Origin of the sequence: Rothia sp. HMSC071F11 (genome assembly GCF_001809115.1) — a bacterium.
Classification (GTDB): Bacteria; Actinomycetota; Actinomycetes; order Actinomycetales; family Micrococcaceae; genus Rothia; species Rothia dentocariosa.
Genome location: NZ_KV795763.1, coordinates 181,153 through 206,061 on the forward strand (window position 1 = coordinate 181,153; position 24,909 = coordinate 206,061).

Below are 24,909 nucleotides of genomic sequence, written 5' to 3' on the forward strand. Positions count from 1 at the left end.
GCGGATTTTCGCCCGAGAAGGTGGGAAAATCCTACCTTTTCGGGCGTATCCCCGCTTCTTACGAGGGTTAACACATATTCACTCCGCATCATCTGTACATTGTTACCTTCAAAGGATCAAGGAGTATGATATGCCTCCGAATCATCGCAGACGAGGCGCCTTAGGGTGCCTTGCCGCCGCGACAAGTATTCTGTTAGCGCTTGGCACACCTGCCAGCGCAGACATAAACCCGGGCGGTACCAACGAAAACGGGCAGTATGTCGCAAACCCCGCACCGCAGAATTCAGATGCGCTCTCCCCCACCATGAAAAAGGCGGAGGGAGATGTGCTCGTCTTCGTTAAATTCAAGGGTCAGGGTGCCTACGAGCAGACCCAGCCCGACGAAGTTCTGCACAATAAACAGGAACCCGTTAAGAAGCAGGGTGAGGCCACCTCTATCAAGGATCAAGTCGAGAATCAGGCTCGCCAAGCGGCTCAGGATTCCGATGCAGAAATACGTTATACCGTGCACAATACGATGCGCGGTGTAGCCCTGCACGGCAATGCTGAGAAAATCCGTTCTCTTGCCGGGCGGGATGATGTCGAGCGCATCACCCCCATTGTGGCGAAAAAGAGCATGAACGCTTATAGCGATATAGACTCTAAGGCCGTGCAGGCTTGGGCTGAAAGCACCGGGTACACCGGTAAGGGCGTCAAGATCGCTGTGGTCGATTCCGGGATTGACTACACCCACACCGACTTTGGCGGTCCCGGCACGAAAGAGGCTTACGAAAAGGCCAAAACTCTGACGGACCTACCCGATGCTGACTCAGGGCTTATTGACCGGTCCAAGGTGGTTGGCGGCATCGACCTCGTGGGTGACGACTACAACGCTCTCGACGCGGGTTCGACCCCTAAGCCCGATAACAATCCGCTCGACTGCCGTCCTGAAGGGTATGGAACCGGCGGGCACGGCACCCACGTGGCGGGTACCGCGGCAGGGTACGGGGTGAATGCCGATGGCAGTACCTTCCGCGGCGACTACTCCAAACTCACCGAAAACGATCTCAAGAACATGAAGATCGGTCCCGGTTCCGCCCCCGAGGCGCAGCTGCTGAGTATCCGCGTGTTCGGGTGCCAGGGCAGCTCAAACGTAGTGATGCAGGGGCTCGACCGCGCTCTAGATCCCAATGAGGACGGCGATTTCTCGGATCGCGCTAATATCATCAACCTGTCCCTTGGCAGCGAATTTTCTCCGGCTGATGACCCCGACTCCGCTATGGTGGATGCCCTCGCGCAGCAAGGTATTCTCACCGTCACGGCGGCGGGTAACGCCAATGAGTTCAACGGCGTGGGCGATACCTACTCGGATTCGGGCAGCCCCGCCAACGCCGCATCCAGCATTTCGGTTGCGAACGCCAACGGCGCTATGAGCGTGTCCGATCAGCTCAAAATTGTCAGCCCCGAAAACGGAATTCCCCTTGATTTTATTGACGGCACCTTTAGGGACTTTAAGTTTATTGATGGTGACTATTCGCTCAATTTCCCCCTCGATAAGGCACCTGCCGATAAGCTCACCGGCTATGTAACCCTCGCGCCCGAACGCAACCATGACGGCTGTAAGCCCTTCACCCCTGAAGAAGCTGAAAAGATCAAGGGTAAATGGGTGATGCTCGACTGGGAGGTAGACTACAGCTACAAGGTCGAGTGCACTTCCGCCGAACGTTTCGATCATGTTGCCCAGGCGGGTGGCACGGGCGTGCTGCTCGTCCTCAAGGACTATCCTGCCCAGCAAGGATTTGGCGGTAACGCCACAATCCCCGGGTTCCGCATTAACACCGCCTTCGCCGCAGACATAAAACCCTACGTGGAGGCCGGAACTTTCAAGGTTGAAGCGAATGAGGCTTATAAGAAGGCAACGCATATTCCTACTAGGCTCGACTTCGGCCTCAATTCTATGAGTTCTCGCGGCCAGCACGGCACCGAAGGATTCATCAAACCCGATGTTGCTGCACCAGGAGTCGATATTTTTTCGGCATCAGTCGGCCAGGGCACCGAAGGGGTTTACAACACCGGAACCTCAATGGCGGCACCGCATGTCTCCGGCATTGCTGCACAGGTGATGCAGGCGCATCCAGACTATACCCCGGCAATGGTGAAGGCTGCGATCATGAACAGCGCAGACACCAATATCACCAACAATTCAGGATATAAATATGCTGTTGATCGTATGGGGTCTGGCTTCGTGAACGCCAAGAAGGCGGTCAACGCGAAGGTTTTGGTCTACGATGAGGAAAATCCCGAGCGGGTTTCCCTATCATTCGGCGTTCTCGAATATCCCCTCGATGGCGAAGACCATACCGTAACCCGCAATATCGTCGTGCGGAATATGGATTCGGTGGCCCACACCTACGAGCTTTCGTACCAGTATGGTCCCGAAATCCCTGGATCACGTCCCGAGGTACCGCCTTTGGTGACCGTCGAACCGGGCGAGACCGTAAAAGTTCCTATCACCTTCTCGACCTACACCCCCTTCCTGGAAAAGACCATTGATCCCGCCCTGGAGAAAGAGCAAACTGCCATGTCCTATGTTAATGGGCAGTACCAGCCTATTATCTCGGGCAAACGTCAGTATATTGCGAGCGTCTCCGGCCGCATAATCTTTGAGGATGCGAACCAGGACGACGGGGAGGAGCTTATACGCCTGCCCGTTCATGCGGCACCGAAGCCTATCTCTACGATGAAGGTTCAAGGCTCCGAGATTCAGTTTGAGAATGGTAAAGCCACCGAAACCACCGTCAAACTCGCTGGGCAGGATGTGAACCAGGGCGGTTATCGGTCCATGATGGGAGCCTTCGAGCTGGGGGCTGCGAGCCCGCGCATCCCCACCGAGAATTTGGATCTTCCCTCAAGTCAGAGCATGGATCTGCAGTATGTAGGTGCGGCCTCGGATGCCCCGGCGCTCAAGGCAGCCGGGCAGAATCCGAACGACGGTAAGATCTACTTCGGTATTTCAACCTGGGGTATTTGGGATTCCATGCACCCGGGACGTCAGCTTCAGGTAACGCTCGATACCAACCGTGACGGTAAGCCCGACTACAACCTTGAGGTGGGGCCCGAAAAGGGTCTGGATTACCCACTCGTGAAGGTGTGGAAGGCGAATGGGGATACCTGGGAAATAACCAACCGGTACCCGCTTAATGGCGCCTGGGGTGATACCGACACGAACATCATGGATACAAACGTGATGGTGCTGGGCGTGCCGCTCAAGGATCTGGGCTTGACAGCTGACACGGCTTCAAGCATTGACTATGCGGTTTCAACAAATACGTGGAGCAATGCGAAGGCTGGCGGCGACTATGTTGATGTCACCGAGAAGATCTCTTTCAACCCGTTCGCACCGAAGGTATGGTTCGAGGCTGAGAGCGCGGGTGTTCCGGGGCTCTTTGCCGACCGTAACGGCGGCGAGGGGAAGGTGCACCGCGTTGAGGGAGAGAAGCCTTCGGCGCTCTTCCTGCACCTGCACAACGGTACCGGCGATTTGAGCGGTCAGAATGGAGCTGCCGGTGAACGCGCCCAAGTGGTTCCGCTGAGTGAGCAGCAGCAGAGCAGTCTGCCGAGTCCGTCAGAGCCTACAGAATCTCCGAAGGATGGCTCACTGCCGGGCCCCTCAGAGCCCACGGAATCTCCAAAGGATAGCTCACTGCCAGGTCCATCGGAGCCCACGGAATCTCCAAAGGATAGCTCGCTACCGGGCCCCTCAGAGCCCACGGGCTCTCCGAAGGCAGATACGTCTTTGCCGAAATAGCGTGCGGAATACGCCAACTATGCGTTAGCACGCTGACCTGGCCATATACCGATTCCGGTATATAGTCCACACGGTATATAACCGATCACGAATATGCTCTCGGCTCCCTCAAGAGTAAGGGTTCCGAGAGCATATTCTTATATTCCGATACTGGTATAAAGCCTTGTCCGTGCCTATGTGTGAAGTTTTAGGGAAGTCTTGTGAACCAGTTTCATGCGGCGGATTATCCAGAACGGTACAACAATACCCCCACAGTAGAAAGCTCCAGGTTTATCGAAGGAGCGTCTCACTGCAGGGGTATTGTTATCGGCTCTGAAAGCCTATGCTCTAGGTCTTACTAATCTTTCAAGATCTTCAAGGCGGGCAGCGGGTACTTATAATCCGTCTCTCCCGCGTTGGCCTTCACCGCGCCAATAATATGGCATACGACACCGGCAATCCCCCATATACCAATGACGATTGCCACAACCACGATAAGAATAAGGGCTACAACCGCGAGCCCACCGTTGTTCCCAGCTACAGCAACTACTGCCAAAATAAGGGGAATGATCATACCCACAATCGTTGCAATCGAAATGGTAATCGCGACATTGAAGGCACGCGCTGCGGCACGTTTAACAACCTCGTATCCGGGCTTATCCTTATAGATCGACCACATAATAAGCGTGGCGATCCAGGTGAGAAAAACGGATATATGCGCGAGCGTTGCCTTGCCCTGCGCATCCGCTGCCTGTCCCAAGACCGGCTGAGGCATACCCTGTGCGGGCTGTTGGCCATATTGATTAGGGTCAAAGTTCTGTTGGCTCATGATAGTGTACTTTCATTCGAGGTCTATCGGTGCGATGTGTGAGGTTCACCGAATATTAGGCGAACCTACCCTAGGCTAACAAAAATGCAAATAGTTCCGCCTGTTTTATACACCGCGACACTTTGTAGTATTTCTGGATTAAAAACAACGGTAAATTAGGTCTTTAGAGCAAAAGATTTGATGAAATTTTTAGAGTATCTGCATTATCTTTCGTTCCCTCAGCAAGACGACGCCCGCGTACACTAGAAATATGCGTGAACTTCAGGAAAAAATCGTGGCACAGATGGGTGTTCGTCCCAATATGACCGAAGAACAGGCGCGTGAGGAAATACAGCGGCGCGTACAATTCCTCTGCGACTACGCGAAAGCAACCAGCACCCACGGATTCGTGCTCGGCATTAGCGGCGGCATCGATTCCACACTGGCGGGCAGGCTCTGCCAACTCGCCAGCGAAAAACTCAACGCCGAAGGATACCGGGCGCAGTTCATGGCGGTACGCCTGCCCTATAAAACGCAGGTAGACGAAGAAGACGCACAAAAAGCCCTCGAATTCATCGCCCCCGACCGCACCGTCACCTTCAATATTGCGGATGCGGTCGATGGCTTCGACACCGCCTACACGGCTGCCGTGGGCACGCCCATCAGCGACTTCAACAAGGGAAATATCAAGGCGCGTGCCCGCATGATCGCCCAGTATGCGCTCGCTGGCGACCCGTCCCTGCTGGTCGTCGGCACCGACCACGCGGCGGAATCCGTGACCGGTTTCTTCACGAAGTTCGGCGACGGAGGGGCGGATATACTGCCGCTGTCCGGGCTGAATAAGCGGCAGAATCAGCTGCTTCTGAGGGTTCTGGGCGCATCCGAGCGGCTGTGGGCTAAGCCGCCGACAGCCGACCTGCTTGACGGTATCCCCGGGCGCACCGATGAGGACGAACTCGGCATCACCTACCCGCAGATCGACGACTACCTGGAGGGTAAAGATATTGACCCCGCCGTCGCCGAAAAGTTGGAGAACATCTACCTGCGCAGTCGGCATAAACGCACGGTTCCAGTAGGCATCGCCGATACCTGGTGGAAATAGCGTAATCCTTGGGTGAGGCTCGTTGCCCGGCGGCTTATTCTGTGCTCACGCTTTTTCAAGCTGCCGGATGCGCGTGCGCCCGCTCGCCCAAAACAGCGCCACCCCGAGCGCGCACGACCCCATCTGCGTAACGGGGAACGCCCAGGTGAGGCCGGTAAATCCAAAAAGTGTATCGCCCGCGAAGACCGTGATGAAAAAGAAAACACCCACGCTCGCGGTCAAAACTACCGCCGCCACGCCTTTACCGCAGGCCTGGAACCATGCAACAAGCAGCATCACTAGCGCGTAGAAAACGGTTGAGAAAAGCAGAGCGGTGAGCACCTGATCCCCCGTCGTGATGATGCTGGGGCCACCCGCAAGATACAGCGCCCAGTCGCGGAACGCCCAAACCGGAATCGAGAATACCGCCGAGGTTCCAACCGAGAGCAGCACCGCGACCTTGAGTGCGGCGCGCAGACGCTCCCGGTTCCCCGCACCGTAGGTATATGCAAAAAGTGGAATACTGCCCATGCAGATACCCGTACACAGGGTTTGCGGAACCATAATCAAACGGATCGAAACGCCGAAGGAGGCGACCGCCGCATCGCCGTATTTAACCGCCAGGTTATTGAGCACCAGGGCCGAGACAACGAGGAAAAGACTCGATACCATTTGCGAGGAACCTACCGACAGCACGGGTTTAAGCACGTCGGCAGAGAGCGTGAAATCCTTGAGCGACCACGAAAAATTCTTGCTCTTCGCGGTCAAAAACAGCATGTAATAAATAATGCAGGCGACGTTTGTCCCCATGAGAGCCCAACCGGAGCCCGCCGCACCCATACGTAAAACGCCGATGAGCAGCACATCCAGCACGAGGTTGGCGAGTACTCCCCACAGCAGGCCGTACATGGATTGTTTGGCATAGCCTTCGGCACGCACCAGCTGTTCCAGGGTAAACATACACATCCAGGGCGGGGCGCCAAGGAGCAGCACGGTCACGAACCAGCGCGTCGGTTCATAGGTGGCACCACCGGCACCCATCAGTCGGGTGAGCGGATCGACGAAGAAAATCCCCGCTACCGCCAGCCCTACGCCGAAGATTAGAGAAGCATAGACAGCAAAAGAGGTAACGGCAGGAATGCGGGCGGTGTTGCCTTCACCCAGCAATCGTGCCGTGAGGGTGGATGCGCCCACCCCGAAAAGCCCCGCCAGCGCGGTAATGACGCCTACCACCGGGAACCCGAAGATAAGCGCGGCAAGGTCTTCAACCGTGCCAAAGTGCCCCACGAAATAGGAATTTACCACGTTGTAGATGGCGGTGATCGCCAGCCCGGTTGCCATGGGGATACCCAGGGCAAGCAGGGCGCGCATCACCGGGGCATCTTTGAGGAAGTAAATATTTCGGGAGTCTTCACTCAGGTTGCTTTGATGAAGCACTTCGCGGGAAAGCTCGTCTGCACTCGCTGTCGATGCGGCCTCCCCGGCAACCTGTGTTTCGGGTACACCGAGATGCTCGGCTTGGGGCACGGTGTACCTCCTTATAGGGTAATGGTCGCTGAACGTAGGCGGCGTGCGAACGCATGGAGTATAGGCATATAAGCCTGACAAGGGTATATACCCAGTCTGGAATAATCCTGCGGCATATGTACGTGCCATGCAATAACCTCACATGGCACCAATACCGCAAGTTTTTCCTTATATGCCGGTAAACGCATATAACCGGTTGGCTCTACCCTGAGTGCGGGGCTGCCGCCTCGCTTATCATACACGGCTGTGCCCGTGTGGGGCATATGCAGGTCGTTCCATGACGGAATAACTTCTGATACTGCGCTGCACGGCAGAATCCTATATGCTGTTTTGAGCATATTATTCGAGCTGCTTTGCCCGATATATACCAAAAGCGTTATACAGAGGTGAAATTCCGTTTCCAGGATTCACCGCTATATAACGCTTCGGGCATACACTCAGGTCAGAGCGTTTTCACGGGTGCGAATGAAGAAAGTGCAGACCCGCTACTCAGACTCAACCTTAATCTCGGTCACGCCGTGCTCGGGGGGTGCCCGATGCGGGCGCATCCTTCACCTTAGTACCGCCGGTTGCGAAGAAGAGGATCACGCCCAGCACGCACGCCGAAATCTGGGTGAAGGGGAACGCCCAGGTGAGGCCGTCGAAGCCGAACCACATATTGCCGAAGATGACTGCGGGGAAGAAAAGCAGGGCAATGCCCAGGGTCATGAGCGTGGCGGGCAAGCCTTTACCGGCGGCCTGGAACCACGAGACGAACACGATACTCACGGCATTAAACACGGCGGCAAGCATGAGTGCGACCAGTACTTTCTCGCCGGTGGCGACCAGCGAGGAGTCACCCACGAGCTCAAGAAGCTGGCGACGGAATATCAAAACGGGGGTGGTGAAGATAATGGAGGTTGCCACCGATACCATTGCGGCGGTTTTCAAGGCCGAACGCACGCGGTCTCGATTGCGGGCACCGTAGGCGTAGGCGAAAAGCGGAATACCGCCCATGCAAATACCCATACACAGCATTTCGGGTACCATGTTCAGGCGCATCGCCAGCCCAAAGGCGGCCACAGAATCGTCACCGTATCCTGCCGCAATATTGTTGAGCACCAGCGCAGAAACGGTCAGGTTCGCACTCTGAATCAGTTCGGCGGCACCCACAGCGAACACGGGCTTAATAATGTCGCCAGCGATCACAAAATCGCTGGGTTTCCACGAAAAGTTAGGACTCTTGCGGATAAGGAACTGTAGGTAGTACACCATGGATGCGGCGTTTGCGGCGAGCATCGCCCAACCGGCACCGGCGATACCCCAGCCGAGGACCGCAATCAGCAGAACATCGAAAATTGAGTTGATGACGACGCCCCAGATAATGCCGTACATGGACTGTTTGGCGTAACCTTCAGAACGCACCAGCTGTTCCAGGGTAAACAGGCCGACCGAAAACGGCGCACCCAAAAAGAGCAGGTGCACGAAGGTTTTGGTCGGTTCAAAGGATGACCCGGAAGCGCCCATCAGGCCGGTAATCGGGTCTGCGAACAGGAACCCAGCAATGGCGACCACCACGCCACAGGCAAGCGCAGAGTACAGGGCGAATGAGGTTACGTTGCGAATACGTGCCTTATTGCCTTCACCCAGCAGACGCGAAGCCAGGGTTGATGAGCCCAGACCGAACACACCCGCAATCGCCATGATAATACCGAAGACGGGTACGCCGTATCCGGTGGCGGCGAGCTCTTCGACGGTGCCGTAGTGCCCCACGAAGTAGGAGTTAATGACGTTGTAAATGCTGGTGATCGCCAGACCCGCTGCCATAGGGATACCCAGGGAAAGAAGCGCCTTGAAAATGGGAGCATCTTTGAGCAGGTAGATGTTTTTGGGATCGTCCATATTGGGCATCCCAGGGCCTGCATCAGGTGCGGGCACAGCCGGGATGGCACCAGTGGTGGAGGGCACGGTACCTATCACCGCCGGAACTGCACCGGTGACGGGCGGGTTCGCCTCGGACGGCGCTACTGTGCCAAGTTTTGCTGCTGCGTTAGGTTTGTCTGCCGCGCCGGTATTTTCGGGCAGGGCGTGTGTAGGTTTATGTATCATGAAGATGCGTTTCTCGGTCTGTGGAGTGCGCCCGTCTCTGGGGCGGCATGGCTCAAGGTAATATCGGTCAGCGCTACATGCCGGATGCGGGCAGGGGACTCTATTGTACCCGTTTCCTGTTGAGAAGTAAGCCCTTCCTCCCGCTGCTTTTCCTCCCGGTCCTCTCCCCTGTTTCCCCCTCTAACCTCCCACGCAAAAAGGCTCTTTATTTGAATAAAGACCCTTTTTGACCACAAGTATTTAAGAAAAATACTTTCTTCAAAAAATATACAGTAAAGTTGAAATAACCCTTTTCGCCGGGGTAGAGCACACGGAACATCCTATGAAATATACCCCCGTGATGACTCTTAGGGTGGAGAGGGGGTGAGTAGGAATGCTGTTCTACGAGATAGTAGAAACGGCTCAAGCGATCCTCATCAACTACATTCTGATTGATGGATCGGCTCAAGCCGTTTCACATATTGTAGGCTTTATCTCAGCTTGGAGTAAGAGCCTGAGGTAACAACCTGCTCACAAGGAGGAGCTTAGTAATTCCAACTTACTGGGCTCCTCCGCCATGAGTGTATCCTATGAAATATGGTTCCAGCTTAGCACACCGCTTCAAGACCTTAGAACTTTGTGGTATTTCTCCCCATCCAGCAATTCTTGGATGCCTAGGCAAGGAACTCGGGCAGTTTTTGTTCAAGCTCGGCGCAGGCACGCTCAACAGCGACGTCTGGGCCAATATTTGGATCCATGGTGCCTTCGGCACGCACAATATCGGTCGAATCGAACCCGAGCATCCCAAATGCGGTCCGCAGGAAGGGGTACGATTGCTCCCACGGTGCCAGCGGACCGGTGCTGTACACGGAGCCGCTTGACTGCACGAGCAGCGCCTTATGCCCGCCCATGAGACCCTGCGGACCATTCTCGCTAAACTGGAAAGTCTGCCCTCCCATAATAATGTTATCCAGGTAGTCTTTCAGGCGTGAAGTCACCGTGAAATTGTGCATGGGCATAGCGATAATCAGCCGATCAGCCGCTTTAAACTGTTCAATGAGTTCAGCACGGCGCGCAAGAATCTGCTGTTCCCGCTTACTCAGGGACGATTTTTCATCATATACCGACCCGTAAAGCGGCAGGGTTTCGGCAGTAAGTTCGGGAATATCCTCATTGTAGAGGTTCAGCACGGTTGCATCCGGCAGTTTCTTGGTCAGGCAATCAACGAGGCGGTTGGTGCAATACGCAGTTTTATTCTGGGGATCCGGGTGGGCGTTAATAATAAGGGTCTGCATGGGGTCTCCTGGTGATTGAATAAGATATTGCAGAATTTACAAAAATCCGGGATGGATATTTCTATCGTAGATTGGGTGTAACGCTGGTATCAACGCTGAGTACAGGCAAAGTTATGGAATAACGCTTTATGACGCAATATTTCTTCTAGGAATATCCCTAGTGCGCGTGAAAAGAATTTAAAAATAGAAGAATCACATTTTTAAGCATTCTCCAGAATCACACGAAATTTCCTCGTAAAGCATGCGGTAAAGTTATGAGTGCCTTCTTCCCGGAATGAGTCACCGGTACAGTTTGCAAATTTACATTCAGTGATGACTTTCGGGGCGGATGAGCTGGAGCACCGTAGATTCCGAGCGCGCGAGGCACCAAATCTGCGTGCGGAAGGCGCGCAAGCGCAGTAGGAATGCTGTTCTACGAGATAGTAGAAACGGCTCAAGCGATCCTCATCAACTACATTCTGATTGATGGATCGGCTCAAGCCGTTTCACATATTGTAGGCTTTATCTCAGCTTGGCTTAAGAGCCTGAGGTAATACCCTACTCACAGAGAGGGGCTGGCAGTTAGCGCTACCGGCTCCTCTTGCCTATAACAGGCATCCAGTTTGCAAATATGGTTCCAGCCTAGCACACTGCCAAAAGACCATGAAGGCACTCTCCTCCCGGAGAGAAATGCCCCCATTTACCTCTCAAGTGCCGCCCGCAGGTCCGCTAGAGTTGTCGAGCGCATTGTACCGAAGAATTGTGCATCTACCTGCTCGACAGCGGGAATCGCCTGAATCGCAATATCCTGCCCCGCGTCCGTGAGAAGAACATTCTTTGACCGCCCATCCGCGGGGTTTGAAACACGCTGTACAAGCTCGCTTTTCTCTAGGCGCCGCAGCACGTCAGAGACCATTTGTGCATCCATACCAGCAGCTTTAGCAATATCGATCTGTTGTACAGATTCGGTCTTTTGAGTTAGCCAGTAGGCGCAGGCGAGAATCACGAACTGAGTCTGCGTAACACCCAGCGGTTCCAGGGCATCAGCTACCGCTCGCTGCCATCGCTGGGTTAGTTTCCACAGCACAAACCCCGGGCTGTCAGCACCAGGGTTAGCAAACCTGCTAACACTCATGATGCACGTGCCGCCTTAATAAGCTCGCTCATCTGGGCGGGAAAATCAGAGCTTATACCAGGCCCCATGTGTGCACCTAGGGTATCTGCCTCATCCCCTGTGATTTCTAGGGTGTGAGTAATGCGTGTGCCCTCCTTGACCGGCTCAAACTCGTGACGGAAGGTCAGGATTAGACCGTTAAACGGGGTCTCGTCGGCGTAGCGCTTTTCAGGCACGAACTCGGTGACCGTTGAGATGACCTGTTCCTGACCGGCAGGAGTCATTGCGATACGCGTACCCACTGCGAGTTCCCGTTCAGGTTCAAAATGGTCGCCGCCGGGCAGGGTAAGTTCGCCGCTGTGCACCGCAATAAAGGTGCGCCACAAAGCAGGTATGCTGACATCAGTAATCTGAGAATGCTGGGTGCTCCACATCGTGTATTCCCTTCTTACGAGAGTGTTATGTTCCATTGCGTATATTAGTAAATACATTGATTATCAATGCATTTACTAATATATCAAAAAGCGTCTCTCAGAGGAACCATGAAGCACGGTAGCCTAACGCGGCACCACCCTAGCCCTTCTTTGCATCCTCCAGCGCCCGCATCAGTTCGGCGAGGCCCGCATCCAGCTGACGGCGTGTCTCAGTGGGCAGCTTTTCCAGAATACGCCGCTCATTTTCCACGTGTTCAAAGACGACTTTTTCCACCAATTCACGCCCGGAAGCCGTCAGCTTCACGAGCATACTGCGGGCATCGTCCGGGTTAGGGATGCGCTCAATGAGCCCGCGCTTCTGCACCTTCTGCAGACGGGTTGTCATAGTGCCCGAGGTAACCATGAGCGAAGCAAAAAGCTCGGTCGGGGTCAGAATATAGGGCGCACCCGCGCGGCGTAATGTCGCCAACACATCAAAGGCGCCATTACTAAGATCATAAGCAGCAAAAACCTCGTCAAGGCGCGGCGCGAGCAGGATGGAGCATCGCCTAAGACGGCCAATCAGGGCCATATTTTCAGAAGCCAACTCGGGGAGTTCACGTTTCCACTGATCGATAATAATGTCCACGGCATCGGGGTGGATACTGCGGGAACGGGCGCTCGACATATTCCTCCTAAAATCAACTCATTACTATTTTATCTTGCTTTCAAGACAAAAAGTGATTAGGATTTATCTTGAACTCAAGGCATCTATCCGACTGCGAAGAACTATGAAAAACCGTCTGCCTTTGCTGATCATTACGGCGTTCGTCCCCATGGTTTGGGGCTCAACCTACCTCATCACCTCCGAATTTCTGCCGCCCAACCGTCCCTTCACCGCAGCCCTGATCCGCGTGCTGCCAGCAGGGTTGCTGCTACTGCTCATCACCCGAGAGTTCCCACGCAAGAACGAGCTGGGCCGAATTATTCTTCTCGGCACCCTCAATATCGGCCTATTCCAGGCAATGCTGTTCGTCTCTGCATACCGCCTGCCCGGCGGACTGGCGGCGATTCTCAGCTCAACACAAACTATTTTCGTCCTCGTCCTCACCCGAACAGTTGCCAAGAAAGCGACCCCCGCATCGGCGTGGCTTGCCGCACTTATGGGCATTATCGGCATTATTCTGCTGGTCGCATCCCCCAGCACCACCTTCGATGTGATTGGCATTCTCGCGGCGCTCACCGGGGCTGTCGCCATGGCGTGCGGAATTTTCTTCACCTCCATGGGCACATCGTCTCTCTCGACTCTCGCCATGACGGGATGGCAGCTGCTCGTGGGCGGAATATTCCTGCTACCGATTGCCCTGCTGACCGAGGAACCGCTGCCACCGCTCACCGCCGCAAATATCGGCGGATACGCCTTCCTCTGCCTGGTGGGCACAGCGCTCGCCTACTGCGTGTATTTTCATGGGCTCTCGAAGCTGCCGCCCGCCGTGGTCGCATCCTTAGGCCCGCTCAGCCCAGTCACCGCATTTATCCTTGGCTGGATTTTCTTGGGGCAAAGCATGACGCCGCTGTCGATGCTTGGCTTCGTGCTGGTACTGGCCTCAATAGTGGGGGTACAGCGCGCCATGATGGGCGCTCGAAAAACGGCTCTTTCTCACACAAAATAGTTTTCCCGCCGCCCCACACACGACATAAAAAGGCTCTTGATGCGCATAAAGCACCAAGAGCCTAAGGTAATTGTTCTACCCGTAGAGAGGGGTCGGCAGTTGGAACTGCCGATTCCTCTTGCCTTTACTCATAAAGATAGAACCAGCTTAGCATACCGCCCCAGCGCGCCGATTAGCTGTCAGTCGGCTTAGGGGGCTCAGCGTCATTCTTGGCTGTTTCCTCTTTGGTTTCAGCCGCCTGCGAGTTCTCCTGTTCCCGGGCTTTTTCACGCTCCGCCGCCTCACGCTTGGCCTTCGCCTGTTCGTAAAGCTTTGCCGAGGATTTGTTGATACCCGTACCCTGCCCTAGGGACGGATCGTTCGGGCGTTCCGCTAAGATCAGGGTTGCACACACTACGAGGGTGACCACAAAAACCGCGCCCGCCACACCTAAGGCCAACACAAGGTTGGGGTGGTTGCGGGTGCCGCCGGTTGCAAAAATAAATACGGCGAAGAAAGCCGCTACAGCCAGAGCAGCGGCAACCAGCAGGGGACCTTTCACCTGCGCTTTAAATCCGCGGGGGCGTTCTTCAGCCACTCGTTCCTCCTCTTGTGTGTGTCTAACCAGTGTACGCGCCGTTGCAATACACCTCTAAAACCTGGGTGCTATATGAACTAAGGTTTTGTTCGGTCAGCGCCCGCTTTCTCGCTCGGTCCCAGAGAACCTACCAGCAGAAAAACGCCGATAATTAGCGCCCCGCCGCCGGGAACTCCCAGGGTCGCTTTCGCCCCGATCTCCCCTACAAACGGCAGAATTAAAGCAACCGCAAGAAGCACGCCCCCTTCCAGAACCCAGTCACGCCACACAGCCACCGCGCTACGGTAGCGCATACCCAAAAGCAGCTTAATCAGCCCCGGCAGACCCGAACCGGCGCATACCGCCAGAATAATAAGAGCAAGGGTATCCGGCATTATCACGAGTAAAGCCCCAGATGCCGCCTGCACGAGCGCCGCCGAGCTGAGCGATGCGCTTGTCGCGGGTCCGTAGTGCATCCCGCGGGCCGTGAGCGCGTGTGAGGTGCCGAGCGCGAGCATCCAGAGGCCCAAAAGTATTTTGGTGAAGACATTATCAGGGGTCTGCACAAAAACGGTGATAATCCCAAAGATAAGGTATATCAGCGCGTGCAGCATTAACGATGCGCGCCCTTGCGCGGTACCAGCAGCGCGCGGAACTTTCCCGCTCGGGGGCGGGGTCGATGCCGAGGGTTTCGTGCTCACGTGTACCAGAATACCGTGCAGCCCCCTAAAATTCCGCATAAAACCCCGGGAGCGTCCTTAATATTCCATATACGGAATATAGAATACACCCGGGGTTTAGCACTTCTGGAGCCGTTCGGGGCTACTCCAACTCAACCGGACCGAGCACGCGTATCTCCTCAATATCCAGGATCTCCTGAATCGCGTGGAGCACGTTCATATCGATGGTGCGCTCATTACGCAAGCGTTTAAGCACGCTGCGTTGCTTCTCTAAATGCCGCAGCCGCAGCTCTTTCTCAAGGTCGCCCGCCTCAATAATGCGGCGGGCTTCTTCCGGCGCGTTCGCACCGTGCTTACGAATGGTGTGCAGGTTGCGGTACATACTCGCGTTGTACATCTGTTCTTCAGCAACGCGGTCGATAATCTCCTGCGACGCACCAATCTCCTGACCGACCTCAGCCACAGAGTCGAAGGACTCGGCAATTATCGTGCGTATTGCCTCGTTGATTTCATCCTCTTCGGAGGTGTCAACCGGGAAGTTAGCCCACCTAATAACGAGCGGCAGAAGCATACCCTGAACCACCATCGACAGCAGAACCACACCGGCAACAATGAAGATAATGAAGTCGCGTCCCACAACATCGTTCGGCACAGAGAGCGCTACTGCGAGAGAAACGCCGCCACGGAGTCCGGCGAAGGTTGAAACCACACGGCCGCGGAAGGTTGTGCGCAGCAGCCTCTGCTTTTCTGAGCGGTCAAGGGCACGAATAATACCGATCGTGACGTGCAGGAAAATAAAACGCGCCGCAATGGAAACGAGCCATGCCACCACAATCACGACGAGCGCAGAAACCCACGCATAGTTGTACTCGTGGATAACGCCTTCCATATGCTCGGTGGCGCTAGGCAGCTGAACACCCACGAGCACGAAGAGCGCGCCGTTCATGATATAAGAGACAAAAGACCAGATGGGCAGACCATAGAAACGGTTTTGGGGTTTGATGGTATCCGGTCCACGATAGGTCAGGTAGAACGCTGCGACCACCACGGCTACCACTCCGGAACCTTTCATGCCTTCAAAAGGCTCGATCTCTTCAGACAGGAAGAAAGCAATAAACGGTATGGTAAACATGAACACACTGAAGTTCATGGGGCTGCCCATATACGCACGCAGCTTATTTGCACCCCACCCAACGGCCAGGCCAGCGAGAGTTCCAATCAGGAACGAGAAGAAGAACATTCCGGATGCGTTCCCCAGGGTCAGCTCATGACCGCCCGCAAGCTGCAGTGCGAGCGCGAAAAGAACTAGAGTGGTGCCGTCGTTAATGAGCGCTTCCGCTTTAAGGGTGGTAATGGAGGATTTGGGGAGTTTGCCGTTGAGCGTTGCCACAGCCACGGCATCGGTGGGAGCGAGAGCCACACCGATAATTAACGCCACATGCCACATGTAGATGCCCATGAAGGTGTGGAGTACCCAGGCGATAACGAACGCCGTAAAAATTACGAGCACCGTGCCCGAGAGCAGAATGCCGCGCATGCGGGTGCGTACCTCACGCCAAGAGGTGTTTCGGGTCTCCCAGAACAGCATCACGGGCAGGAAGATTTCGAGAATCACGTGCGGGGGCAGCCCGGCCTCGCGCACCTCGTGCATGGCGTGAACGGGGATGAGCGCCAGCACAAGCCCCATGAAAATGAGCATAATGGCGGGGGTTATCCGTATTTTATGGGCGAGGATATTACCCAGAAGAATTGCCAGCGATAGGGCAATGATGACTTCAAGCACGGTGATGCTCCTTGATGTGTGTTGGAGATTGAAGAGGAATAAACAGCGCCAGAATAACACCTGTGAAGGCGCGTATATTCCAACATATCACGGGGTAAAAATACGGGGCTTTATGCTGAACGGCACTCTCTTCGCGGTGCTGTACTTCTAGGTGCAAAAGACGCGCGCATGTGAGATGCCCTGTGCAGGGTGCACACCGAGCGGTCTAGTATTATCTGTTCTATGGGAGTCGGCTTACGAGGCTTTATAGCGCCGCAAACCTCACGAAATATGACGATTCGTGTCATGCAGACACAAAGATGCGCGCGCATCCGCAGAAATTCCGTCGCAAAGTGAGCGTACATGCACCGAACGTGAGAAAATGGGGGCATGACTGAACAGACTAATTCCCCAGTAACCGGCTCCCCGCTCGTGAAGCGCGGGCTTGCCGACATGCTCAAGGGCGGCGTCATTATGGACGTCGTCACCCCCGAACAGGCCAAGATCGCCGAAGATGCTGGTGCCGTCGCCGTCATGGCGCTTGAGCGCGTACCCGCCGATATTCGTGCGCAGGGCGGCGTGGCCCGTATGTCCGACCCCGACATGATTGAGGGCATCATTAGCGCCGTCTCGATTCCCGTGATGGCGAAGGCGCGCATCGGGCATTTTGTTGAGGCGCAGATTCTTGAAAGCCTCAAGGTGGATTACATCGACGAGTCAGAGGTACTCTCCCCCGCCGATTACGTGAACCACATTGACAAGCACCAGTTCACGGTGCCGTTCGTATGCGGCGCCACCAACCTGGGTGAGGCGCTGCGCCGTATCGCCGAGGGTGCCGCTATGATCCGCTCGAAGGGTGAGGCTGGCACCGGTGACGTCTCGGAGGCAACCAAGCATATCCGCACCATTAAGCGTCAGATCGCCGAGCTGCAGGGCCTGTACAACACCATGCCCGACGAGCTGTACGTGAAGGCGAAAGAACTTGCCGCCCCCTACGACCTGGTGCTCGAAGTTGCGAAGACCGGTAAGCTGCCCGTGGTCATGTTTACCGCCGGTGGCGTGGCAACCCCCGCCGACGCCGCCATGATGATGCAGCTGGGCGCGGACGGCGTATTCGTCGGTTCCGGTATCTTCAAATCCGGCAACCCCGAGGCACGTGCCAAGGCCATCGTGAAGGCAACCGCGTTCTACAACGACCCCGAAAAACTGGCGGATGCATCACGCGGTTTGGGCGAGGCCATGGTCGGCATCAACGTTGCCGATCTGCCCGCGCCGCATCGTCTGGCGGAGCGCGGCTGGTAAGTACAGGCCGCCACGTGGCGGATGCGCGCTCACCGATCTGTATATTTCGGATCAGGCGAGCGCCCGGCCAAGGCATGCAGGGGGTGAAGCTCGGTGCGGGCTTCGCCCCCGACTCTGTTCAGATGCGTTATCCGCTCGGGTGAGTTTGGTGCTCTCAAACGCAGCCCGCAACTCAACGTTCTACAAAGTGCGCAACCTCGTGTTGCAGAAAGATAGGCTCATGAGCGAGACTGAGGTTCTTCCCCCGGCTGCCCTGCCCGGTGCGGGCAAAACTGTGGGTGTTTTGGCACTGCAGGGCGGTGTCGCCGAACACGCACGCATGCTCGAATCCCTGGGAGCGCAGGTGGTGCTCGTCAAAAGTGCCGAGCAGCTGGCGAACCTGGATGCGCTGGTTCTGCCCGGTGGCGAATCTTCCACAATTGACAGGCTGACCCGTATTTTTGGGCTGCGTCAGCCGTTGATTGAGGCGATTTCGGGGGGCTTGCCGACCCTGGGAACCTGTGCCGGGCTGATTATGCTCTCGACTGTGATTGACGATCCGGCTCCGGGGCAGCAGTCGCTCGGTGTGTTGGATGTTTCGGTTGGGCGTAACGCCTTCGGCTCGCAGGTCGATTCGGCGCAGGTTCATCTGCCGTGGCTTACGCCCTCAGGTGAGGAAGTCGTGATCGATACGGCGTTTATTCGCGCGCCGATTGTGACCCGCGCCGGTGAAGGCGTGCAGGTGGTGGCGCATCATGAGGGCAAAATTGTAGGTGTGCGCGCCGGGAACATTATCGGCATTTCTTTCCACCCGGAAGTCACGGGCGATACCACCGTGCACGAGGAACTGCTCTCGCTAATTCGGTAGGTATTTTTCTGCCTCTCCCCTGGTATAAAAAAGAGCCTTTATGTGAATAAAGCGTACTTTTCACCGCTTTATTTACATAAAGGCTCTTTTTTACGGGGAGGGAGAACAAAAGTTATCGGAACCTATCGGGGGTTATCGGAATTTTTAAGATAAGTCCCGATAGGTTGAGATAACTCGCGCAGCTACTGTGCCGACCGCTTAATGAACCGATCCATCCCCGGCACCGTAAAAGCGATCCGACCATATGCAGGGCTGTACAGTACACCTTTCTCAATTAAGGATGCGCGGCGGGCACTCAAAGACGTTGTAATAGATTTCATCCGGCTGGATACCTCTGAGACCGGCACAGAATCTCCTTCTTCCTCAGACATAAGATCGGCAACCGCCACCAAGTAGTGTTTCTCAGATTCTGTTGCCCTGTTCCACCGCGTCATATAGAACCCGCGGTTTAGTTCTTCCCAGCCCAAAGTAACGCCCACACGAACATCATCCTGAGTGATATTGCCCGCGCTGGCACAGTCCCAGGCATCCCGCCCAAACTGCTGAATGAAATAAGGGTATCCGTGAGATTGATCCACAAGTTCTGCAAGCGCATCCTGCGTGATACTACCGCCATTTTTAGCAATAGGATCAGCATAAGCCAGCCTGGTCTGATCATCATTGAGACGCTCTAAAGGATGGTAGCTAAAGAGCCTTTCGGCGTAAGTCTTAATCTCGCCCAGTTTCGTGGGAACTGAAGGCAGTCCAGCTCCAAAAATATAGAATGGAAGCTCTTTTTGCCCGGCTTCATGTTGGGTTGTCAGCAGAATATCGAGCATCTCGTTATCAAGATCTTGAATCTCATCAATGAAAATACCCACACCATTACTAGGCGTTTGGTCTTTGAGCTCCCGAGCCATAGAAAGTAGTGTCTCTGGAAGATCAAAGTCTAGAAGACCCGTTGTATCGGAGTGGTGCGTATCAGCTTTAAGCACGACGGAGGCTCCGGCAAAACCAAGCGTCGCTGATAGAGAAGCAATATTCGATAAGAGTTTCTTCCAGTGACTTTGCTGTTGGTAGCCTCGAACAGCTAGGGCAAGTTCTTTACCCAGGCGGGTGCGAACTTGAGTATATGCATTCTTCCCCATTCCGCTTTCTAGAGAGATCGTTACCCATCCGGCACGTTTTGCGTCTTCCTGCAGACGGCGCAAAAGCACGGTTTTGCCCATCCCCCGCAGCCCGTAAAGCATCATGCCACGGCTAATGGCTCCTATCTCAGTACGACGCAGGATGTTAGTAAACGTATTAAGCGGTTCTTGCCTGCCCGCAAATTCGGGCGGAGTATGCCCGGCGCCCGGGCGGAATGGGTTGAGAGTCATGGTCTGCGAAAGCCTCCTTAGATTTTTAGTCTACAGGAAGTTATCGGAACCTATCGGGGGTTATCGGGATTTTTAAGATAAGTCCCGATAGGTTGAGATAAGTGCGAAAACTAGTTATCCCCGGTTATCCCCTTTAAGGGATTTCTAGGGATAAGTTGGAATAACGTACCGCGCAGCCGTATTTTCCGAGGCGGTTGCAGAAGCTGTTGCGCTTTCCAGGCAAAGGCTGTATCTAAGGTTCTCTTGCGGAAGAACAGCCCTCGGCAGCCAGTAGGCGGTGTGCTAGACTAAAAGCATATTTCATGATGCAAAGCTCATGAACGGAAGGGCTCAATAGTTGCCGCTACCAAGCCCTTCCAGTGAGCAGGGTCGTTACCTCAGATTCTTAATCCAGGTTGAGATAACGCCTACGATGTAAGAAACGGTTTGAGCTGATCCATCAATCAGAATGTAGTTGATGAGGATCGCTTGAGCCGTTTCTACTATCTCGTAGAACAGCATTCCTACTCACCCCCTCTCCACCCTAAGAGTCATCACGGGGGTAAATTTCATAATGCGTGCCGTGTGCTCTTACCCCGGTGAAAAGGGTTGATTCAACTTTACCGCATGTTTTACAGGTAAAACTCTCTCATTCCTAGACTTCGCGCCGCGTTAGAGTTCAATTACGGTATCGTCCTGCCGGGCAGGCGCATCCTCATCGTGGGTACTCACCAGCACGATTGCGGTATGAGCCGCTCGCTCAATCAGTTCCCAGACACGGGCACGGGTAGGCGCATCCAATCCGGCGGTCGGCTCATCGAGAACCATGACGGTCGCGGGGCTCAGGGCTTTCTGCTCATTCAAGGTTTCGGCCGCCGCCAAAGTACGCGCCAAGGCGATACGCCTGCCCTCTCCCCCGGACACGCTGCCGCTCTCACCCGCGACGGTGTCATGACATCGAGCACCACTAGAGGTAAATTCGCTTAGCCCCACCGCCTGCAGGTACCGGTCGCATATATGCACCGGAATGTCGCGCCCAAACGCCACATTCTCATGCGCGGTACCAACCAGCAGCCCAGCTTCCTGCGGCAGGTAGACGAACCGAAGAGTGCCTTGCGGTGCGCTCATCGACACATAAGCGGGGGTAGTTGTCGCACGCACCCCAAGAAGCCGTTCTAAAAGCAAACTTTTTCCCGCGCCGGATGCGCCACGCACCCAACATGGGCGTCCCAGCTTCACCGTATGCACACCATAGGATGTTTCACTCAGGTTGCGTGCATCCACGCGGAGGGAAAGCTCACCTGTGGTTACGGTGGTTACGACATAGTCGATGAGATACGCCGAATTCTCAGCGGCAGGAGTGGCTATTTTATGGTGCGCCTGCCGGTAACGCTCCGCCGAGACCGCGATGGTCGATACCCCAAAGCCGACGGCTTGGAGCGGGCCAATTGCCGCCGCGCACACTCCGATGAGTGCCACCGCAGTACCCGTAATCTGTGCCGGAGAACCTTCACCGAATAATACGGTTTTGAGCACTATTGCGAGCAGACATAGAGCCAGCATCGCGCCCTGCCAGGTGTGTAACAACATGGTGTAACGGTAACTTTTGAGAGCTTTTGCTTCTACAGGCAGGCGGCCTTGGGCGTATCGGTCACGCAGAAAGGGAGCTGCCCCAAAGATTCTGCTTTCACGCCACAGGCGGAGCGTGTTTTCCAGGGTGCCGAAACTGCGCATTGAGCCGTCAAAGAATTCGCCTTGAAACTTCTGATGACGCGCGATCAGCGGCATACTTCCAACCAGATAGAGCGCCACAAACCCGCAAAATATGCCTAGTTCCGGCACGCCACCCATCACCAGAATCGAGACAGCACCGGCGATACAACCAACCCCGGCGGGCAGAATTGAGAGGTACAAGGTGGCGAGGGTTTCGCGAATGGATGCGGCCTGCGCATCGACGGCATACGCAATTTCGGAGGCGCCTAGCGCGGCGCGGGCGCGCGGGTCGGCGCCGATGCTGGTGACGAGCGCATCCGCCATATGGCGCGATTGCATTTTCTGCTCGATGAACCCGTAGGCAGGGTAGAAAAGATACCGAAAGCTCTGCCCGATTAGCCACAGAATACTGTAAAGAATCACGAGGACGGCAAGGTTTTGACGCCAAACATCGGGGTTTTCAAGGGTGCGCTGAACACCATAACCCAGCAGAATGGGGCAGGCGATCAGAGCGAGCGCAGAGATCATGACGGCGGCTAGTACGCTAAGGTTTTTCGGAGGTGAGACTCGCCAGGCTAAAGTCGTGACGCGAGCGCAAAATACAAAATATGGTTTGAGGTATTTCACCGAGTTCTCTTTCTCTCCCGCTGCTCGATGCGGCGGGAGAATGTGTTGTCGGTATGTGTGCACCTAGGCACGGTATAACGGTATATATCGTACACTTTCCTGCATATTCGGAGGGTTAAAACGTACGATATGCAGGAAAATGTACGACTTATGGGCGATAGAGGCTAGGCTAAAGCCACCCGTTGTCGCGGGCGATGCGCACCGCCTCATGCCGGTTAATGGCGTCTATCTTCGCCATGGCCGCCGAGAGGTGGTTGCGTACCGTTCCCGAAGACAGTCCGAGCATCCCCGCAATTTCTTTGACGCTCCCAGCGGTCTCGGCGGCGCGAAGCACCTCGGTCTCACGCCCGGTCAGCGGCGAAGAACCCTGCCATTTTGCTTCCTCAGCCAGCACCGAATCGACCACACGCAGCCCCGCCGCGGTACGGCGAACCGCCTGCGCTAGCTGCGATGCCGTGCCATCTTTCACCACAAACCCGCTCGCCCCTGCCTCAAGGGCGCGGCGTAAATACCCAGGACGGCGAAAAGTTGTCAGAATAAGCGAACGAACCGGCGTGCCCGTCTGCGATGTCAGGCCCGAACGGGCAAGTTCGGCGGCCGCCTCAATCCCGGTGGCGCCGGGCATTTCAATATCAAGAAGCGCCACATCCGGGCGGGTTTCACGCACGGCAGGCAGCACCTCATCACCGCGGCCCACCTGCTTGACCACCTCAAGATCAATTTCAAGATCGAGAATCATGGCAAGCGCTTCACGAATCATCTGCTGATCGTCGGCAAGAAGTATTCTCAGCGGCACGGCTACCCCATAATCTCGTCGGTCTTCTCGTCCATGCTGATGCGGATGCGGCACCCATCCCCCACACCTGACACAGGAGCCTGCTGCAGCCAGTGTTCGGGTGCGTTCCCGAGCGTGAGGATGCCGCCTGCGTCTTCGATGCGGGTGCACAAACCGGTGAGCCCACTCTTACACGGGGCATCACCAATTCCTATGCCGTTGTCGATAACCTCCAACCCGGTGGAGTTCAGCCGCACGGTGGCGTAGGTGGCGTGAGAGTGCCTCACAATATTGGTAACGGTCTCGCGCAGCGCCCAACTGAACAGGGAAGAGTTCATGCCCGCAATGTTCGCAGCGGTTGTCGCATCGGGCAGGTTCGCCTGTATTCCGGCGGTTTCCAGGGCGCGTGAAGATGCCAGAATCTCACCTTCAAGGTCGGGAACGCGCAAACGGGTGACGGTAGAATGCACCTCCGCAAGGGCTTGGCGGGAGAGCTGGGCGACCTGCCGCATCTGCTCCTGCGCGGCGGGGGCGTTGGTTTCCACAAGTTTTGCGGCCAGCTCGGCCTTGAGGTTCACGATCGTGAGGGAATGCCCCAGAACATCATGCACGTCGCGGGCGATGCGTTCACGTTCGCTGAGGATATCGAGCTCTTTCTCAATGGCCATGTGTTCCCGGCTCTTGTGCATACTGCGGCCCACGAAGTAGGCGATAATGTGGAACGTGGTGACAATATCGAAAATGAAGAACCCATTGAGGGTTTTATCGCCGGAAACAACTGGGAACGGGGTGGTGAGTGAGTCATCGAAATACCCCTGCCCCACCACACCAACAAAGTAGTTAGTGGTAAAGACTACGGCGATTGCAACGGCTGTTTTTACCCCCAGTTTGAAGGGTACGTGCAGATTCATCAGCCACAGCGCCACCCACATGGGGGACATGCTATAGAAAATCCCCGCGCTGCCCTGCGGGTATAGAAAGGTGGCGATGAAGCCAATAGGCGCCGTCACTAGCACGCACCACAGCGCAGTACGTAATATCGTGTTTTTCACGGGTATAAGCGAAGGCATCGTATGCGCCACAAAGAACAGCGCTGCACATGTCTGATACAACAGTGTGCACAGGTCCATGTAATTCTTGACGAGTTCAGCTTCAGCTGATCCGCTAAGACCAATAATAATAAAACCACTGGCGGAAATGTTGAGGCAGCTCCCCCAGACCAGACCTCGCACAATACCCGATTTATCGAAGAATGGGGTGTCAGTATTATTCCGCCGGATGCGGCGGCTCCCTGATCCTGGCGTACCCGCATCGTGCTGAGAGACATGCGGTGTGCGCGTCGTTGTCATGCTCGCTCCGTCGGTACTCGCTGCCGAATAATGTATCCCTATCATAAATGGGGCTCTTTGAGCATACACCGGCGAGCGGAAGGAGCCTATGTTAAATGTCATGGATTGCCGAACCGGTTTCAAGGTCGATTTTTTGGCGCGAGGATGCCCTAGCCTGCACCCCTGACGAATGTCACGGGTACGCCGAAAAAACGGTGATACGCTATTGCATATTCGGTGTTCACGACAAGAGCATAAG

20 protein-coding genes are annotated in these 24,909 nt (G+C 55.4%); 5 read left to right on the forward strand and 15 right to left on the reverse strand.

What is annotated here, in order from left to right; genetic code table 11:
• Window positions 1-130 precede the first annotated feature (130 nt).
• On the forward strand, window positions 131-3,787 hold the full coding sequence (locus HMPREF2554_RS08825; RefSeq protein ID WP_070554808.1) for a S8 family peptidase: 3,657 nt from the start codon (window positions 131-133) through the stop codon (window positions 3,785-3,787).
• A gap of 337 nt (window positions 3,788-4,124) precedes the next feature.
• Here the strand turns inward: HMPREF2554_RS08825 and HMPREF2554_RS08830 are convergent, their stop codons facing one another.
• Window positions 4,125-4,595, reverse strand: a complete 471-nt coding sequence (locus HMPREF2554_RS08830; protein WP_070554810.1) for a DUF4870 domain-containing protein — start codon at window positions 4,593-4,595, stop codon at window positions 4,125-4,127.
• Between the two features lie 250 nt (window positions 4,596-4,845).
• Between HMPREF2554_RS08830 and nadE the strand changes: the two genes are divergently transcribed.
• A complete protein-coding gene (gene nadE / locus HMPREF2554_RS08835; RefSeq protein ID WP_070554811.1) occupies window positions 4,846-5,676 on the forward strand; it encodes an ammonia-dependent NAD(+) synthetase in 831 nt (276 codons plus the stop codon).
• 45 nt (window positions 5,677-5,721) lie between these two features.
• Here the strand turns inward: nadE and HMPREF2554_RS08840 are convergent, their stop codons facing one another.
• The 6 genes from HMPREF2554_RS08840 to HMPREF2554_RS08865 all read right to left on the reverse strand — a co-directional run bounded on the left by HMPREF2554_RS08840 (window position 5,722) and on the right by HMPREF2554_RS08865 (window position 12,738).
• Complete coding sequence (locus HMPREF2554_RS08840; RefSeq protein WP_246826044.1) at window positions 5,722-7,182, reverse strand: MATE family efflux transporter; 1,461 nt, start codon at window positions 7,180-7,182, stop codon at window positions 5,722-5,724.
• 501 nt (window positions 7,183-7,683) lie between these two features.
• Window positions 7,684-9,270 carry an MATE family efflux transporter gene (locus HMPREF2554_RS08845; protein WP_141744382.1) on the reverse strand — a complete coding sequence of 529 codons (1,587 nt, stop codon included), beginning with the start codon at window positions 9,268-9,270 and terminating at the stop codon, window positions 7,684-7,686.
• Window positions 9,271-9,923: 653 nt separating this feature from the next.
• Entirely contained in the window at window positions 9,924-10,544 is a 621-nt protein-coding gene (locus HMPREF2554_RS08850) for an FMN-dependent NADH-azoreductase (RefSeq protein ID WP_013398336.1), read from the reverse strand.
• 679 nt (window positions 10,545-11,223) lie between these two features.
• On the reverse strand, window positions 11,224-11,658 hold the full coding sequence (locus tag HMPREF2554_RS08855; protein ID WP_070554812.1) for a MarR family winged helix-turn-helix transcriptional regulator: 435 nt from the start codon (window positions 11,656-11,658) through the stop codon (window positions 11,224-11,226).
• On the reverse strand, window positions 11,655-12,071 hold the full coding sequence (locus HMPREF2554_RS08860) for an SRPBCC family protein (protein ID WP_070554814.1): 417 nt from the start codon (window positions 12,069-12,071) through the stop codon (window positions 11,655-11,657). The genes HMPREF2554_RS08855 and HMPREF2554_RS08860 overlap by 4 nt, the downstream gene beginning before the upstream one ends.
• 139 nt (window positions 12,072-12,210) lie before the next feature.
• Entirely contained in the window at window positions 12,211-12,738 is a 528-nt protein-coding gene (locus HMPREF2554_RS08865) for a MarR family winged helix-turn-helix transcriptional regulator (RefSeq protein WP_070554816.1), read from the reverse strand.
• Window positions 12,739-12,841: 103 nt separating this feature from the next.
• Between HMPREF2554_RS08865 and HMPREF2554_RS08870 the strand changes: the two genes are divergently transcribed.
• On the forward strand, window positions 12,842-13,723 hold the full coding sequence (locus HMPREF2554_RS08870; protein WP_070554818.1) for an EamA family transporter: 882 nt from the start codon (window positions 12,842-12,844) through the stop codon (window positions 13,721-13,723).
• A gap of 172 nt (window positions 13,724-13,895) precedes the next feature.
• Here HMPREF2554_RS08870 and HMPREF2554_RS08875 read toward each other — a convergent pair whose 3' ends face one another.
• The 3 genes from HMPREF2554_RS08875 to HMPREF2554_RS08885 all read right to left on the reverse strand — a co-directional run bounded on the left by HMPREF2554_RS08875 (window position 13,896) and on the right by HMPREF2554_RS08885 (window position 16,742).
• Window positions 13,896-14,300 (reverse strand): hypothetical protein, encoded by a 405-nt coding sequence (locus tag HMPREF2554_RS08875; RefSeq protein WP_013398330.1) that lies wholly within the window; start codon window positions 14,298-14,300, stop codon window positions 13,896-13,898.
• Window positions 14,301-14,377: 77 nt separating this feature from the next.
• The gene (locus HMPREF2554_RS08880) at window positions 14,378-15,019 is read right to left on the reverse strand and encodes a hypothetical protein (RefSeq protein WP_013398329.1); all 642 of its coding nucleotides are present in this window, start codon (window positions 15,017-15,019) and stop codon (window positions 14,378-14,380) included.
• 82 nt (window positions 15,020-15,101) lie between these two features.
• Window positions 15,102-16,742: a Na+/H+ antiporter gene (locus HMPREF2554_RS08885; RefSeq protein WP_070554820.1), complete on the reverse strand. Its 1,641-nt coding sequence runs from the start codon at window positions 16,740-16,742 to the stop codon at window positions 15,102-15,104.
• Window positions 16,743-17,111: 369 nt separating this feature from the next.
• Between HMPREF2554_RS08885 and pdxS the strand changes: the two genes are divergently transcribed.
• Both pdxS and pdxT read left to right on the forward strand, forming a co-directional pair.
• Window positions 17,112-18,023, forward strand: coding sequence for a pyridoxal 5'-phosphate synthase lyase subunit PdxS (pdxS, locus tag HMPREF2554_RS08890; RefSeq protein WP_070554823.1), 912 nt, complete (start codon window positions 17,112-17,114; stop codon window positions 18,021-18,023).
• A 220-nt stretch (window positions 18,024-18,243) separates the two neighbouring features.
• A complete protein-coding gene (gene pdxT, locus HMPREF2554_RS08895) occupies window positions 18,244-18,870 on the forward strand; it encodes a pyridoxal 5'-phosphate synthase glutaminase subunit PdxT (protein WP_070535851.1) in 627 nt (208 codons plus the stop codon).
• Between the two features lie 182 nt (window positions 18,871-19,052).
• Here pdxT and HMPREF2554_RS08900 read toward each other — a convergent pair whose 3' ends face one another.
• From HMPREF2554_RS08900 to HMPREF2554_RS08915, 5 genes are all read right to left on the reverse strand, one after another.
• A complete protein-coding gene (locus HMPREF2554_RS08900; protein WP_070554825.1) occupies window positions 19,053-20,228 on the reverse strand; it encodes an ATP-binding protein in 1,176 nt (391 codons plus the stop codon).
• A 372-nt stretch (window positions 20,229-20,600) separates the two neighbouring features.
• A complete protein-coding gene (locus HMPREF2554_RS11315; protein ID WP_013398325.1) occupies window positions 20,601-20,729 on the reverse strand; it encodes a hypothetical protein in 129 nt (42 codons plus the stop codon).
• A gap of 150 nt (window positions 20,730-20,879) precedes the next feature.
• On the reverse strand, window positions 20,880-22,547 hold the full coding sequence (locus HMPREF2554_RS08905) for an ATP-binding cassette domain-containing protein (RefSeq protein WP_013398324.1): 1,668 nt from the start codon (window positions 22,545-22,547) through the stop codon (window positions 20,880-20,882).
• 169 nt (window positions 22,548-22,716) lie between these two features.
• Complete coding sequence (locus HMPREF2554_RS08910) at window positions 22,717-23,343, reverse strand: response regulator transcription factor (protein ID WP_013398323.1); 627 nt, start codon at window positions 23,341-23,343, stop codon at window positions 22,717-22,719.
• A 2-nt stretch (window positions 23,344-23,345) separates the two neighbouring features.
• Entirely contained in the window at window positions 23,346-24,671 is a 1,326-nt protein-coding gene (locus HMPREF2554_RS08915) for a sensor histidine kinase (RefSeq protein ID WP_070554827.1), read from the reverse strand.
• Window positions 24,672-24,909 lie beyond the last annotated feature (238 nt).